Annotated in this window: 14 protein-coding genes; 2 read left to right on the forward strand and 12 right to left on the reverse strand. The window is 61.2% G+C overall.

All coding sequences use genetic code 11. From position 1 onward, the window contains the following. The first annotated feature begins 84 nt into the window (after positions 1 to 84). Positions 85 to 1,461: a WS/DGAT/MGAT family O-acyltransferase gene (locus M0639_RS05750; protein WP_064074091.1), complete on the forward strand. Its 1,377-nt coding sequence runs from the start codon at positions 85 to 87 to the stop codon at positions 1,459 to 1,461. 15 nt (positions 1,462 to 1,476) lie between these two features. Here the strand turns inward: M0639_RS05750 and M0639_RS05755 are convergent, their stop codons facing one another. The 6 genes from M0639_RS05755 to M0639_RS05780 all read right to left on the reverse strand — a co-directional run bounded on the left by M0639_RS05755 (position 1,477) and on the right by M0639_RS05780 (position 7,716). Next, positions 1,477 to 2,688, reverse strand: coding sequence for a serine hydrolase domain-containing protein (locus tag M0639_RS05755; RefSeq protein ID WP_064074090.1), 1,212 nt, complete (start codon positions 2,686 to 2,688; stop codon positions 1,477 to 1,479). Positions 2,689 to 2,762: 74 nt separating this feature from the next. Further along, positions 2,763 to 4,088 (reverse strand): MFS transporter, encoded by a 1,326-nt coding sequence (locus tag M0639_RS05760; protein ID WP_064074089.1) that lies wholly within the window; start codon positions 4,086 to 4,088, stop codon positions 2,763 to 2,765. A gap of 132 nt (positions 4,089 to 4,220) precedes the next feature. Then, positions 4,221 to 4,535, reverse strand: coding sequence for a DUF202 domain-containing protein (locus M0639_RS05765; RefSeq protein ID WP_007734680.1), 315 nt, complete (start codon positions 4,533 to 4,535; stop codon positions 4,221 to 4,223). After that, positions 4,532 to 4,903 (reverse strand): YidH family protein, encoded by a 372-nt coding sequence (locus M0639_RS05770; protein WP_081557457.1) that lies wholly within the window; start codon positions 4,901 to 4,903, stop codon positions 4,532 to 4,534. Before M0639_RS05770 ends, M0639_RS05765 begins: the two co-directional genes overlap by 4 nt. Before the next feature lie 59 nt (positions 4,904 to 4,962). Then, positions 4,963 to 6,147, reverse strand: coding sequence for an acyl-CoA dehydrogenase family protein (locus M0639_RS05775; RefSeq protein ID WP_063314921.1), 1,185 nt, complete (start codon positions 6,145 to 6,147; stop codon positions 4,963 to 4,965). A 12-nt stretch (positions 6,148 to 6,159) separates the two neighbouring features. Continuing rightward, on the reverse strand, positions 6,160 to 7,716 hold the full coding sequence (locus tag M0639_RS05780; RefSeq protein ID WP_064074159.1) for an acyl-CoA synthetase: 1,557 nt from the start codon (positions 7,714 to 7,716) through the stop codon (positions 6,160 to 6,162). A 115-nt stretch (positions 7,717 to 7,831) separates the two neighbouring features. Between M0639_RS05780 and M0639_RS05785 the strand changes: the two genes are divergently transcribed. Beyond that, positions 7,832 to 8,440 carry a TetR/AcrR family transcriptional regulator gene (locus M0639_RS05785; protein ID WP_064074158.1) on the forward strand — a complete coding sequence of 203 codons (609 nt, stop codon included), beginning with the start codon at positions 7,832 to 7,834 and terminating at the stop codon, positions 8,438 to 8,440. Here the strand turns inward: M0639_RS05785 and M0639_RS05790 are convergent. From M0639_RS05790 to M0639_RS05815, 6 genes are all read right to left on the reverse strand, one after another. Next, a complete protein-coding gene (locus tag M0639_RS05790; RefSeq protein WP_064074088.1) occupies positions 8,398 to 9,600 on the reverse strand; it encodes a CaiB/BaiF CoA transferase family protein in 1,203 nt (400 codons plus the stop codon). The two genes, M0639_RS05785 and M0639_RS05790, sit on opposite strands and share 43 nt — an antisense overlap. A 138-nt stretch (positions 9,601 to 9,738) precedes the next feature. Then, positions 9,739 to 10,599 carry a hypothetical protein gene (locus M0639_RS05795; RefSeq protein ID WP_064074087.1) on the reverse strand — a complete coding sequence of 287 codons (861 nt, stop codon included), beginning with the start codon at positions 10,597 to 10,599 and terminating at the stop codon, positions 9,739 to 9,741. Between the two features lie 25 nt (positions 10,600 to 10,624). Then, positions 10,625 to 11,398 carry an ABC transporter ATP-binding protein gene (locus tag M0639_RS05800; RefSeq protein WP_064074086.1) on the reverse strand — a complete coding sequence of 258 codons (774 nt, stop codon included), beginning with the start codon at positions 11,396 to 11,398 and terminating at the stop codon, positions 10,625 to 10,627. Further along, a complete protein-coding gene (locus M0639_RS05805) occupies positions 11,395 to 12,435 on the reverse strand; it encodes a FecCD family ABC transporter permease (protein ID WP_054187945.1) in 1,041 nt (346 codons plus the stop codon). The genes M0639_RS05800 and M0639_RS05805 overlap by 4 nt, the downstream gene beginning before the upstream one ends. Beyond that, complete coding sequence (locus M0639_RS05810; RefSeq protein WP_064074085.1) at positions 12,432 to 13,184, reverse strand: class I SAM-dependent methyltransferase; 753 nt, start codon at positions 13,182 to 13,184, stop codon at positions 12,432 to 12,434. Before M0639_RS05810 ends, M0639_RS05805 begins: the two co-directional genes overlap by 4 nt. Continuing rightward, positions 13,185 to 14,198, reverse strand: a complete 1,014-nt coding sequence (locus M0639_RS05815; RefSeq protein WP_054800688.1) for an ABC transporter substrate-binding protein — start codon at positions 14,196 to 14,198, stop codon at positions 13,185 to 13,187. Between the last annotated feature and the right edge of the window lie 54 nt (positions 14,199 to 14,252).

Consider the following 14,252-nt stretch of genomic DNA (forward strand, 5'->3'; position numbering starts at 1 on the left):
CCAATGAGGGAAGTCAGGGCGAGTAACTTTGTCGAACAGCGGCTGATCGGTACTCCGGGCAGCTGCCCGAGAGAACGGATCGCCATGACGCTGATGCTGCCGCTCGACTCGATGTTCCTTCTGATGGAGTCACGGGAGCATCCCATGCACGTCGGTGGCCTGTCGCTTTTCGTTCCGCCGGAAGGGGACGACGGCGAATTCGCCAGGTCGCTCTACCGTTCGCTGACCGACGTCGACTCGATTCGGCCCCTCTTCCGTCGCAAGCCGGTGCAGTTCTTGTCGAACTTCGCGCCGGTGCGTTGGACGGAGGACGAGGACGTCGATCTCGAATATCACGTCCGGTTGCTCGCGCTGCCCAAGCCGGGGCGAGTCCGCGAGTTGCTCGAGCTGACCTCCATGCTCCACGGCACGCTGCTCGATCGGCATCGGCCGCTGTGGGAGGCGTACGTGATCGAAGGTCTCGCCGACGGCCGAGTTGCCGTGTACATGAAGACGCACCACGCGCTCATGGATGGTGTGTCTGCTGTTCAGGCGTGGTACCGCAGCCTCTCGTCGGACCCGCTCGATCGAGAATCGATGCCTCCGTGGGCGCAGCGACCTTCTTCGGGGCGGGTTCGTGCCGGTCGCGGGCTGGACCTGCAGAGGCGGGTGGGCTCCGTGATCGAGACTGTGCAAGATGTGGTCGGGGTCGGCCCTGCGATAGTGAACGCCGCTGCCTCGGCAGTGAAGGACCACGTCGCACCGTTGCCGTTTGCTGCCCCGAAATCGATCTTCAACGTCCCGATCACCGGAGCGAGGCGTGTCGCCGCGCAGTCGTGGCCGATCGAGCGCCTGCGCAAGGTCAGCTGCGTTGCAGACGTGACGCTCAACGATGCGGTGTTGGCAATGTGCGCGGGTGCGCTACGGCGATACCTGATCGAACTGGACGAGTTGCCGGACAAACCGTTGATCGCGATGGTGCCGGTATCCCTTCGCAAAGGCGAAGAGGGTGAGGCTTCCGGCAATGCCGTGGGTGCGGTGTTGTGTGATCTGGCAACCGAATTGGTAGATCCGGCGGCCCGACTTCAGAGAGTTCACGACTCGATGAGTAGCGCCAAGTCCCTGATGTCGGGCCTGACGCCCCTGCAGATCACGGCGCTCAGTGCATTGAACGTCGCGGGTCTCGGGCTGCCGCTGATCCCTGGTTCATCCCGACTGATCACTGGGCGTCCAGTCTTCAATCTGGTGATTTCCAACGTCCCCGGCCCGACAACGACGCGCTATTGGAATGGCGCGAAACTCGAGAGCTGTTACCCGGCATCGATTCCGTTGGACGGGCAGGCGATGAACATCACCGTCATCGGCTACGCGGACACCATGCAGTTCGGGCTCGTCGGCTGCCGCCGCAATGTTCCGCACTTGCAGCGGCTCCTCGGCCATCTCGAGGAATCCTTGAGTGAGCTCGAAGCCGCCGCAATTTGAATGCGTGAGGAAACCTCAGCTGACGGGGACCGCTCCGCGAGCGTTCGATACCAAGTGAGTGCCGATCTGAAGGAACGCGGGTACGAAGTTCGGGGTGTCGATTGCAGGCGAAAGGATGTGGGCTCCGAAATGCGCGACCACAAACTCCAGGTCGCGTGAGATCAAGAGCCTCTGGCCATGGATTCCGCTTGCCATGAACGATCCGAACGGATCATTGAGGATCCACCAGTAGTCGTGGTAGCTCATCGTCGCGGGGGAATCGACAGGGGCACGCGGGCTTCTGACCTCCGAAGGATAGCCTGCGGGCACCCCCCCGGTCATCGATCGCGCGATGTGCGGTGGGATCACCTGACGATCCTCGACGGCACCGTCACAACGAATCATCTCACCCACTCTGGCCACGTCTCGAAGGGTCGCACTGAATCCGCCCGCCGCCATTTCCGTTCCAGCGGAGTCGACTATGTAGAACGCATCTTCTTCGGCTCCGATTCTTGACCAGACCAGCTCACTGAGTAGTTCGGCGAGTGAAGTTCCGGTCACGCGGCGCAGTATTTCTCCGACAGTCTCGACATTGCCGTTCTCGTAGCGGAATTCGACGCCGGTCGGGCCCGCAGTGCGTGCCGTGGCGAGGTGCTCGAGAATGGTCTCCGGGCCGCGGTAATTCATGGGGCGCAGCTTCGGGGCGACTACGGCCCAGAAACGGCTGGCTTCGATGGTGCGATGGAACGGCCGACCGCCGTACGTTACATCAGTGCCCATGTGAAGAAGGTCCTGAATCCGATTGTCTCCGAACGCAGTTCCTGCCAACTCGGGAATGAATTTCGACGCCCGATCGTCGCGGTCGAACAATCCTTGTGCTTCGACCAGTGCAGCCATCAAACCGACGTAGGATTTCGCCATCGATGCATTGAGGTGCGGTTCGTGCGGTTCGCAACCGTGCAAGTAACTCTCGTACACGATGCGTCCCCGATGTAGCACTGCGATACCGTCACTGTGCGCACCCGCGAGGAACTCGGACACCGTCTGCTTCGGCTGATCCGGAAGGTTCAATGTGACACCGGACAGATCCGTGTAGTCGGTCGGGAGGGTCCATTTGGGTCCGTCGCCGCGCCACACACGGCGAGTCGCAACCATCTCTCGTATGGTTGTGGCTTGTTGGCGCACGTCGGCCGGGTCGGTGAATCCGCGCGCCCAGGGGATGTCATCCGTTGCGATGTTTCGTGCCATCTGAGGTCTGCTTCCGTCTTGATTGCCGAGTTGGAGTGTTGATTGCCGCGTTCGTAGTTGATGAACTGAATTGCCTAGTGCCGAAGCGCATTCTGTTCATGTAGGGGGTTGGCGGATGGCCCGGAGAGTAGGGCCGCACTGTCGCGGGCGTAGGGGCGATACAGTGCGCCTGAAGCGACCCCGTTGACGGTGGTCAGCACTACGGTGACGATGAAGAGCGCGCCTTGCAATCCGATTCTGTCGCCGAGGGTTCCGACCAAGACAGCGTATCCGGCGTAGGCCAGCGCTTCGACTGTCGAGACGGAGACGGCAAAGGCCAGGGCTCGCAGTTCCGGACGAACTACGGCCATGATAATCGGCCGATTGACCACTGGGACCTGACCTTGAAGGACGCCGACGATCCCGAACAAGACCGCGTAGACGCCGATGCTGTTCCAGGAAATCTGCGTAGCGATCAGTGCTGCGGCCGCGAATCCGAGTTGGCTGGCCTGAAGCATGATGATGCGGCCGTTTCGGGGTCGTTTGACGTGTACGGCGTCGTTGACTCGTCCGCCGACGAACGTGCCGAGCAGGTACCCGATTGCGAAGGGCGGTGCGATGATCGAAGCAGTTGCGGTCGTGAATCCGTGCTCCTCGACGAGAAATACGATGCTGAAGCTCATGATGACGTTCTGGCCCGAGAATGCGCGTTGTACGAGTAAGTATCGGAATGTCTTGATAGCGAGTAGCTCTCGTATCCCTTCGCGCCAGAATCTTGCTTTGGAGCCGAGATCGTCGGTGGTCGTCTGTGCGGGCGCATCGGCGGATTCAGGATCGTCGAGGAAAAGCATGATAAGCACACCGATGGCGATGCAGATTGCACCGGTGATGATGTATCCGTAGCGCCATCCATCTTCGAAGCGAGACAAAAGCCCGAATATCGGGGCGGTCGCGCCGGTGATGACGGCGACGCCGCCGTATACCAATCCCGTTGCGCGGCCCCTCCGGGCGTCCTCGTACAGATCTCCGAGGATGGACAATGCAATCGAGCCGGCGCCGGCGAAACCTGCGGCGCCGATCGCATAGAGGACGAGAAACTGAGTGAAACTGCCGGACAATCCGGCCAGGATTACCCAGACACCCCAGAACCCTGAACAGATGGCAAGTACCGACTTACGAGAATATCGTCGGGCAAGGAACGCCCAGGGGATTGCCGTGAAGACCCCGACGGCCTTGGCCACTGCAACGATCGTGCCGAGCGCCGCCGATGACAATCCCATGGCCTCGCGCATGAGCGGGAAGAGCACGGACGTCACGCTGCTTTCGGCGTTGTCCATTGCCGTGGAGCCGGTCAGGAGTGCGAGGTTCTTACCTCGCCGACTGCGTGGAAACTGAGTAGGTGCCGCAAGTTCTGTGGTCATTGTTCCCTCTCGAAAAATGCCGATGATTGCTTGGGCGCGGTGGGCAGCGCTCGGCGGTCGACTGTGCACTGAGTCACAGTGAGCATTAATGGAGACAATATACATAAATAGACATACTGTCTATCTCTTTGTTCAAAGTTGGATGACAGTGCAGGTGCCGAGTCCCGCAACCGTGACGCCTACGGCCAAAGTCGCCATGACAATGAACGGTATTTCTCGAGAATCCTTGTCGTCCAGACTGAGTCGACGATGACGGATTGTCGTGCCCACGATGACTCCGGCAGTCGTAATGATGAGCGTGGCGAACACTGCGATTCGTAGAACGGACGGATGCAAAGCGATTTCGCGACCGGTGATCACTGACACAGTCACAGAGGAGAGGGCAGTTCGTCGCCAGGCGAGCACGGTTCGCTCGGGTTGCAGTCCGGGCGGCTCGTTTTTCGTCACAACACGGTCATCCCTACGCCGAGACCCGCAACGACACACACCCCACCGACGAGAAGCGCGATCATCGGTGACGTGGGTAAGGGAAGATCACGCCTCATCGCGGTTTGGACGGCCTTCCAGTGTCTGAGCGCGCCGAGCGCTACAGCCGACGCCACGACGGTGCACACGACTCCGAGCATTTTGTACATATTGTTGTCGTTTTCGGATACGTAGAACTGACCGACTGCGACGCCGCCTGCCAACAACCCCAACGCAGTTCGTATCCAAGCCAGAAATGTTCGTTCGTTCGCAAGACTGAATCTGTAGTCCGGTTCGTGATCGATCACGGTGATTGCCTCCGAAATGTCGAGTGCCCGCCAGGCCGTCACGTCGAGCGTATGACGACCTGGCGGGCGCGAAATTGGATACGACTGTCCTTGAATGATCTTCAGGTGGTGAGTAATTGACGCGCGATTCCGTTCTTCTGAATCTCGGAGGAGCCGGTCAGGATTCGGAACATCCTCAACCGCTGGAACAGTGATTCGACCTCCGAACCACGGATGACCCCGGCTTTTCCGTGAATCTGAACTGCGTGGTCGGCGATGGTGAAGGCCTTCTCGGCAACGAACAGCTTGCACATAAATGCTTCGGTACGCGGACTCCCACCGGCATCGAGTGTGGCGAGTGCGTCGTAGGTCATCGAGCGCGCAGCGTAGTAGTCGGTCGCCATGTCGGCGAGTTTGTGTTGGATGGACTGCAACATCGCAAGAGGAGCGCCCTGCACCTGGCGAGTCTTGCTGTACTCCAACGACAATTCCAGTGCTCGGCGGGCTCCGCCGAGGACGGTGGGGCAGTGCAACAACCGGTTGACTGTGACTCGACCGAGTCCGATTCTCAAGCCTTCGCCCACATTTCCGAGAAGCTGTTCCGGCCCCACGTAGCAGCCGTCGAGGATGATGTCCGCTTCGATGTGCTGACCGGACATCGGGACGTCACCGTCCGCCACTGTGCAGCCAGGAGAATCCAAGTCGACCAGGAAGGCCGAGTACGAATCCGGTCCGTCGCCGTCGGATGCCATCTTTGCGATCAGGACCGAAAAGTCGGCGAAGGGGCCCGCGGACGAGAACACCTTGTGGCCGTTCAGGCGCCATCCGGCACCGTCCGGGGTAGCTGTGGTGAGCATGCCGCGAACATCGGAACCTGCGTCGTTCTCGGTGAGAGAAAAGCAGCATGCCTTCTCTCCTCGCAGCACCGGAATCAAGTACTTTTCCAACTGGTGCTCGGTGGCGTATTGAAAGATCGATCCCGCGCGGAGTGGGCCACCCATGTCTCCGAGCACGGACGTCGCGAGGACCCGCGGCGATGCACCGACCTCTTCTTTGAGTGCGGCGAGTTCGGTATAGGTGAGGTTCTGGCCGCCGAGTTCAGTGGGGAGGTGTATTCCGTAGAAGCCGAGTTCGCGGCTGCGTCTCCACACTGGCTCGAGTGTCTCACGGATGTAGTGGGATTCTTGAGTGAGACCCAATTCGGCTTCGTACTCGGCTAGTTCGCCGTCGAGATAGTCGCGTAGACGCTCGACGAGCGATTGAAGTCTTGGATTGTCTTCGTAGGTAGGGGTGAGAGCGAATGACATGTCTATTTCCTGTCAGTTGACGTGACGGTCAGCGGTGGTCCAGTAGGTCGCGCGAATCGCGCGGCGATCGATCTTGCCGTTTCGGTTGACAGGCAACGAATCTGCGAAGTCGACCGAACGTGGCTTCTTCATGCTTGCCAGACGCGTCGAGCAGTGCGCGATCAATTCCATTGCGGTGGTGTCAGTTCCATCTCTGGTCACGACAACAGCCTTGACTGCTTCGCCCCACTTCGGATCGGGAACTCCCACTACGCAGACTTCGGAAACGGCGGGATGTTCGTACAAAGCGGCCTCCACCTCGCTGCAGTAGATGTTGAATCCGCCCGAGATGATCATGTCCTTCTTGCGGTCGACGATGAACAGGTAGCCGTCTTCGCGGAAATAGCCGACATCGCCCGTGTGGACCCAGCCGTTCCTGAACGTCTCAGCCGACAGCTCGGGTTCGTGGAAGTATTCGCGGACACAGTCCGGACCACTGGCTACGATCTCGCCGATCGTGCCGGCCGGGACCTGTACGCCGTTGTCGTCGACCACGCGAACATCGGTGTCGTATGCCGGCCGGCCGCACGAGAGAAGAAGCTCAGGGTCGGATTCGATACCGCGCACCACGTCTTCAGCGGTCAAGACAGTGACGACGCTGGTCGTTTCGCCGAGCCCGTATCCCTGAATGACGATGGGACCGAACACCTTTACCGCGTCGCGCAACCGTTGTGGAGAAACCGGCGCTGCGCCTACGCCGATGCAGCGCAGAGAGCTCAGGTCGACGTCGGTAACCGACGGATGGTCCATCAGCAAGTTGAGCATCGTCGGGACCACCATGGTGGTGGTGATCCGCTCACGTTCGATGGTCTGCAGGAACGTCCTCGTGTCCCATGCCGGCAGGATCACCACTGCGGCGCCCCTGGCGAACATTCCGAGCATCACCATGCCGGAAGCGTGTGTGATCGGGCCGGGGGCGAGGTAGCGATCACCAACAGTCGGCGCGCCTTCGGGGCTCATCAGTCGCTTGCGCATGTTCGCCAAGCGGTTGCCGTGACTCTGGACCGCAGCCTTGAGCTTGCCGGTGGACCCGGATGTGTAGTTGAGGACAGCCGGGGCGTCAATGTCGACGTCCACCTCGACGTTGTCTTCGCTGCCCCTTGTCGTCAGTTCGTGATAACTGTCCGCGCCGGGAGTCGAAGTGCTGTAGTCGATCACCCTGCAGTTCAGCCCTGCGTCGGCGACGACCTTCAGCGCCATCTCGGCATGGGCGGGGTCGACGAAGAGGACACGCACATCGGCGTCGGCGAGGATATGCCCGAGTTCGTCGGCGCCCAGTCGTGCGTTGATCGGCACCCTGACGAATCCTCCCTTGTACAAGGCCATTTCGGTCACTACGAGTTCCCCGCAGTTTCCGGCAAAGGTTCCGATCATGTGTCCGGGCCGTGTCCCGGTCACTGCGAGAGCGGACGCGAGACGGTTTGCGGCCGTATCGAGCTCGCTGTAGGTCCACCGGCCTTCGCCGCAGACAAGGGCTTCGAGATCGGGGTAGTAGCTGGCGCTTCGGGCGAGATAAGTACCGAGGTTCATGGACATCTCCAGAGAAAATCGACATCACGAATGTTAATGGACAGTCTGTCTATATTCGATCGTCCTGTCAATGTTGAACTATGCTTCGTACAACAGTGCGAAGGAAGGGAACCCAATGCCTCCAGAAGACAGACGTGTCCGGCGTACCCGACGATTGCTGCGGGATGCCTTGGTCTCGCTCGTTCTGGAACGGGGATATGCCGGGATCACCGTCGAAGACATCACGGACCGTGCAGATTTGGGTCGGGCGACGTTCTACAGTCACTACACCGACAAAGACGATTTGCTCGGTCAAGTCGTGTCCGATCTGGCCGATGACCTGCAAGAGCGGCTCGGTCCACTCATTCCCGCCTCTTCGATCGGATTCACCGGCAAGCCTGTGCTCGAGATGTTCAGGCATGCCGCTGAGGAACGTGACGTCTACCGTGTGATCCTGCGTGGTGAGGGGGATGGCAAGGCGCTGCGAAAGTTCGTCGAAGACCGCAGCGTCGCCGCTGTGCGGATATTTTCCGCACGGGCAGAAGCGCTCGGGGTTACTCCGCGAATCGACATCGAAGTACTCTCGCGGGCATGGGTGGGTGAACAGATCGCGGTCATGCAGTGGTGGCTCGAGTCCGACCCGCCACCGCTGACGCCGGAAGAAGTCACCGAGATGCTGCTCGAACTTTCGTTGCGGGGACGTTACTGGTCTTCGGGTTTCGACGGCGAATTGAAATCCGGATAGCCGCTGTCACGTCTCGCCGTTGCCGCGGCGGCTTCGTCGAGAACCGACTCGGTGTGCTCGCCCACGTACGGAGTCGGAAGTCGAAAACTGTTCAGTCCCAAGCTGAACTGCGCCGGGAATCTCATCTGGGGCCAGCTTTCTCCGTTTTCGGTCGCGACCTCGCTGAACAGGTTTCGAGCGACGACATGGGGATCGCTCATCAGTTGTCCGGCGTCGGTGAACACCGGCGCCCACGGGGCATTGATCGCAGTCAACGATTTTTCCCACCACCCGTATGTGTGCGTACCGAAGGTGGTGACCAGGAGTTCCCGCAACTCTGCCTTGTGCTGTGTTCGGGTCCATCGATCGTCGTAGCGCAGTGTGTTCAGTGCCGGAAACTCAGCGCTGAATGCTGTTCGGAACTCGATCCAGAACTTGTCTTCGAAAGTGGCAAGTGAAAGCAAGCAACCGTCGGACGTCTCGAAAATGTCGTTGTCTCCCTGGACGGTCGGTGAATCGGTAGGGTTCTCGATATCGCGGATCATGAGCGCGAAAGGCGCGCACCAGGCGGTTGCAGCCTCGGCGAGGGAAATGTCTATGTGTTGTCCGCGTCCGTGCTTGTCCACGCTGGCGAGAGCAACCGAGATGGACAGTGCTGCGTACATCGAACCCACCAGATCACCGGCCCGGATACCAGGGCGGGTGACGACTCCGTCGGTGCACCCGGGAACTGCGAAAAAGCCGGAAAGGCCGAGGAAGTTCAATTCGTGCCCCGGCTTGTCGGCATAGGGTCCGGACTGCCCGTAACCGGTGATCGAACATAATACGATGCGTGGGTTGGCTTTTCGAAGTACGTCGTAGCCGAGTCCCATGCCTGCCAGTACCTGTGGCCGGAACCCCTCGACCACTGCATCTGCAGTCTCGACTAGTCGAAGGAACGTCTCGCGATCGGATTCGAGACGGAGATCGAGCGCGATCGATCGCTTGTTCCTGTTCAACGAAGCCATCCGTTCACCAGCTGCCCGCGTGGGATCAGGTCGCTTCGGGTTCTCGACCTTGACCACGTCGGCGCCCAGATCTGCGAGCAGCGTCGTCGCAAACGGGCCGGGCAGAAGGCGAGAGAGGTCGAGAACGCGCTTGCCGTGTAAGAAACTCCATTCCGACGTGTTGTCGCTGTCCATGTTCACACTCCGAAGACTGTCGAGGCAGTAGCCGATAACGCCAAACCCTCATCGGCACGGCATTGTTCGTAACTGCTGGATCCCAGGATGATCAACCTGATCGATAATTGGCAGACTATCGATTAATGAACAGGATGTCTACGAATTGATTGCGGCGAGGTTTTGTTCTGCTTTGTCGACGCGACGCTCAGCAACACGGAGTTCCTTCTCGGATTCTCGAACCGCAGCGTCACTGGTCTTCTCGGCGTTCCGTGCGAACTGCCGTTGCTGCTCAGCGTGCTCGAGTTCGGTGCGCAGTTCTTCAACGCGCCGTTCGACGTCGGAGAGCGTCGTTCTGGCTTCCTGGAGTTCGGCGGTCTCGGACTTCACCCGGCGGCGGATCTCGTCGGCCTGCGCCGTGGCTTCCTTCAATTCTGCTTTTGCTCTGGCTTGTTCGGCCTTCGGTTCCGGAGTTTTCGACTTCGGAGTCGTCGGCTCTTCAATCGCGGCGTGCTGCGGTGATTTCTCATTCACCACGGCGAGCCCGGCGGGTCCGAAACCGCTGTAACTCGCCGCGGTCACGACCCGTCCGAGTCGAACCTGCGCGGCAGTCTCCTCATCGGCCAGAGCGGCATTGAGGGTCTGCGCGACATCACGTAAAGCATCCTCGCTGACGCTTTTTCCCCGTGAAGCCGCGATCTCACCGGATTTGTGGGCGAGACTCCGCACCACCTGCTGCCTCTGTGTCGTCAGCCGTCGCAAGTCCGGGCCCGAGAGATGGCGTTGAGCGTCGCGTAGCGATTCGCCAAGCGCGAGAAGTGCATCCAGATCCTCTGGTGCATCGCGCGAGATGAGATTGACCAACCACCCCACGGTGGTCGGCTTCCGAAGTTTGCCGATTTCCGCGGCCAATGTGCGGTCGTTGTCCTCCCGGGCGGCCTTCACATGATGTGTACGCGCCTCGACGAACTCGCCGGGGTCGAGCCCGTACAGTTCGTTGGCGACATCATCGAGGGTCACGTATCCATATTGGCACTCGGAACGGTTACATGTGGCAAGGCGGAAGGTATCGCACGGTAGGTACTCCGCCGGGACCGTCCAGGCGAACCTCGGCGTCGACCTGGTAGACCTCGGCTATCAGGTCAGCGGTGAGGACCTCGGTCGGGCTTCCGTGGGCAACGATGGATCCCCGGTTCAGCATCACTATCGAATCGCAGAACATGGCGGCCAGATTCAGATCGTGCAATGCCATGATCGTGGTGGTGGGGAGGCGTCGCACGAGCGCGAGCAATTCGAGTTGATGGTTGATGTCCAGGTGATTGGTCGGCTCGTCGAGTAGCAACTCGTGAGGTTCCTGAGCGAGGGCGCGCGCGATCTGGACGCGTTGGCGCTCCCCGCCGGACAGGGTGTGCCACGACCGGTCCAGCATGCCGGCGAGGTCGGTGTGTTCGATCGCTGCCCGAACGGCGTCGCGATCGGAATCCGACTGCCCACCCCACAGTCCGCGGTGAGGTGTGCGTCCGAGTTCGACTACCTCCGCGACCGTCAGATCGATCTCGGTGTTGCTGTGCTGATCAACGGTCGCGATCCGACGCGCGATGTCGCGGCGTTTCCAGTCGGACAACGGGGTTCGGTCCAGGGTCACGACACCGGATGTCGGACGATTGTGCCCGGCAAGCAGTTTCAGCAGCGTCGATTTCCCCGAACCGTTGGGGCCGAGAAGCCCCACCGTACTTCCGGTTGTAGGCGAGACGTCGAGGTCGTCGACTATGAGCGCCCCGCCGACCCGCCAACTGACGCCGGTAGCTTCGAGTGTCATGGCCTGGCCTTCCGTCTCCAGAGGATGACGGCAAACGCAGGCACACCGACCAGCGCGGTCACCACACCGGCCGGGAGTTCCTGCGGCGCAATGGCTGTGCGTGCCACAGCGTCGACCCAGACAAGGAAGATGGAGCCGATCAGTGCGGACGCGGGCAGGAGTCGGCGGTGGTTCGAACCGACGAGAGCCCGCGCCGCGTGCGGGAGGACCAGGCCCACGAAGCCGATGGCGCCTGCGACGCTCACGATCACTGCGGTCATCAAGGCTGTTGCCAACAACAGGGTCACACGCACCCGCCACACGTTCACCCCCAGCGACGACGCCGCGTCCTCGCCGAAGGCAAAGGCGTCGAGTGCGCGGGAGTGAGTCAGACAGACCACGAGGCCGACTGCGACCACCGCAGCGCAGAGTGCGACGTCGAGCCAGTCGGCGCCGCCGAGTGAGCCCAGGAGCCAGAACATCACGCCGCGGGTCTGCTCGGGATCGGCCGAGGTGATGACGATGAACGAGGTGAGCGCGGAGAACAGTTGGGTCGCGGCGACACCGGCCAGGATCACCCGATCCGGCGTGCCGCCGGCCGCATGGGCGAGCAGCAACACAAGGGCGAAGGAGATCACCGCGCCGATGAAGGCGCCGCTCGACAAGCCGATCACTCCCGACCCGACTCCGAGGATCACGATCAGTACGGCACCGGTCGAGGCGCCGGACGAGATACCGAGGACAAACGGATCGGCCAGCGGATTGCGAAGCAGCGACTGCATGATCGCACCGCACAACCCGAGACCGGCACCGCAGAGCGCGGCGAGCAGGGTACGCGGCAGACGGAGGTCCCAGACGATGCCGTCACGGATAGGGGTGACGTCCGCCGCGGTACCGCGGAGATGGCCGACGACGATCGAAGCCACCTCACCGACCGACAGACCGGCCGGCCCCAACGTGATCGCCACGGCAGCCGATCCGGCCAGCGTGACAACACCGATCATCCACAGCAGGGTGACGGTCGTCGGGTTGTCACGCAGCCGAACTCTTGTCGTCATCTCACGCCGTAGACCACGTAGTCGTCGAACAGCTGCCAGACCGTCCCTGACTCCCGAAAACCTGCTTGCGCGAGCGCCGCCAACTGGAAGTCGACGGCCGTGGGCGCAGTGGCGTCACGTCCGGCGAATCTGCGCTCTCGCTCGTCGGTCATTGGTCCGATGCCGGGAGTTGCCCGCAACTCCTCCCACCAGCTCTCCCACTCGGGAGCACCGGCAGCAAAGGCGGAGCGTTGCGTCTGCTCGTCGTGAGCCTTCGCCCATCGCCCGATGACAGGGAAGCGGCTGTCGAAACGAAAGTGATCACCGTTGAGCAGGACTCCGTCCGGACTCAGCAGTTCGCGGCACTGCCGGTACACCTCGACGAGCTGCTGCGGTTGCAACCAGTGCAGCGCGGTTGTCGACACTATCGCCTGAACCGGCGCAGCCACCGAATTCGGCCAATCGGCTCCCGCCAGATCTGCGTCGATCAGCTGCAGTCGGTCACCGAAACGCGTCGACGACTGGCGGGCGAGCTCCAGCAGCATCGGGTCGTAGTCGATCCCCACAACGCTCGCATGCTCGAACTTCTCGAGAATTCGGGCGCTCAGTGAACCCGGCCCGCAGGCCAGGTCGACAACCGTGAACGGGGTGTGCGCGTGCTGCAATTCGAGAACGTCGAGAATCACGTCGAAGCGCTTCTCACGGTCGGCGATGTATGCCGCCTGCTGGTCGTCCCACTGGCGCACCAGTTCACAGATCTCCGCGGACATCTAGACCACACCCAACTGGCGCAGCCCGTCGGAGAGCTGTTCGATGCCACCGACATTGCGGATCGAGGGATCCATCGTCGTTCCTTCGAGGATGATGTAACGCTTGTTCTTCACTGCGGTGAGCTTGCTGGCGACCGGGTCCGATTCGAGGAACGCGATCTTGTCTGCGGCACTGTCGCCGTCTCCACCGCGGTCGAGATCTGCGAGCACCAGCACGGTCGGGTCTCGATCGAGGACACTCTCCCAACCGATTTCGGGCCAGTACTGCTTGTTGTCGTCGAAGGCGTTCTTCGCACCCACCGCGTCGGTCATGATTCCCGGTGCACCGCAGCACCCGGCGAAGTACGGAGTCTTCGTGGCTGCGTACCACCACGCCAGCGTCACGTTCTCAGCTCCCAGTGCCGCCGTGGCGGTGGCCGCGCGATCCTTCAAATTCTCGGTGAGCTCGACACCTTTGTTCTTGACATCGAACAGTGTTGCCACGTCGTCGATTTCGTCGTACAAGTCGTCGAGCGTGAGGGCCTTGCTCTGCTCGGCATCCTGACCGGTGCACTCGCTGGGTGACTGATATGTCGCGACACCGAGGTCGGTGAACTTGATCCGGTCGGCGATGCCCTCCGAGGTGAACGTGTAGTTGAACGTCGTGTAGACCATGTCCGGTTCGCGTTCGAGGACACTTTCGAATGACGGGAACTCGGTGTCGAACGCCTGGACCTGACCACGCGCCTCGCGCAGTTCTGGGAGGACATCGTCATCGCTCATGGCGTACCCGGCCATCCGGTCCTGCACTCCCAGCGCGAACAGCATCTCTGCTGCAGGTTGATTTACCGCGATTGCCCGTTCGATCGGTCGCTCCACCGTGACGTCTCGGCCACAGTTCTGGACTGTCACGCGCGATTGTTCGGAAGAGTTGGATAGTCGGGCAGCACTGTCGTCGGAGGAGCAGGCAACCAACGACGCGCTCAACAGGGCAGCGACGGCGGCGGCGGGTAGGCGAAGTCTGGACAGACGCATGGAATCTCGTTCTCGCAGGGGCTCGTTCGCGGAGCCCGTTACCGTGTGAACAGG

Source organism: Rhodococcus qingshengii JCM 15477 (assembly GCF_023221595.1).
In the GTDB taxonomy this organism is placed as follows: domain Bacteria; phylum Actinomycetota; class Actinomycetes; order Mycobacteriales; family Mycobacteriaceae; genus Rhodococcus_F; species Rhodococcus_F qingshengii.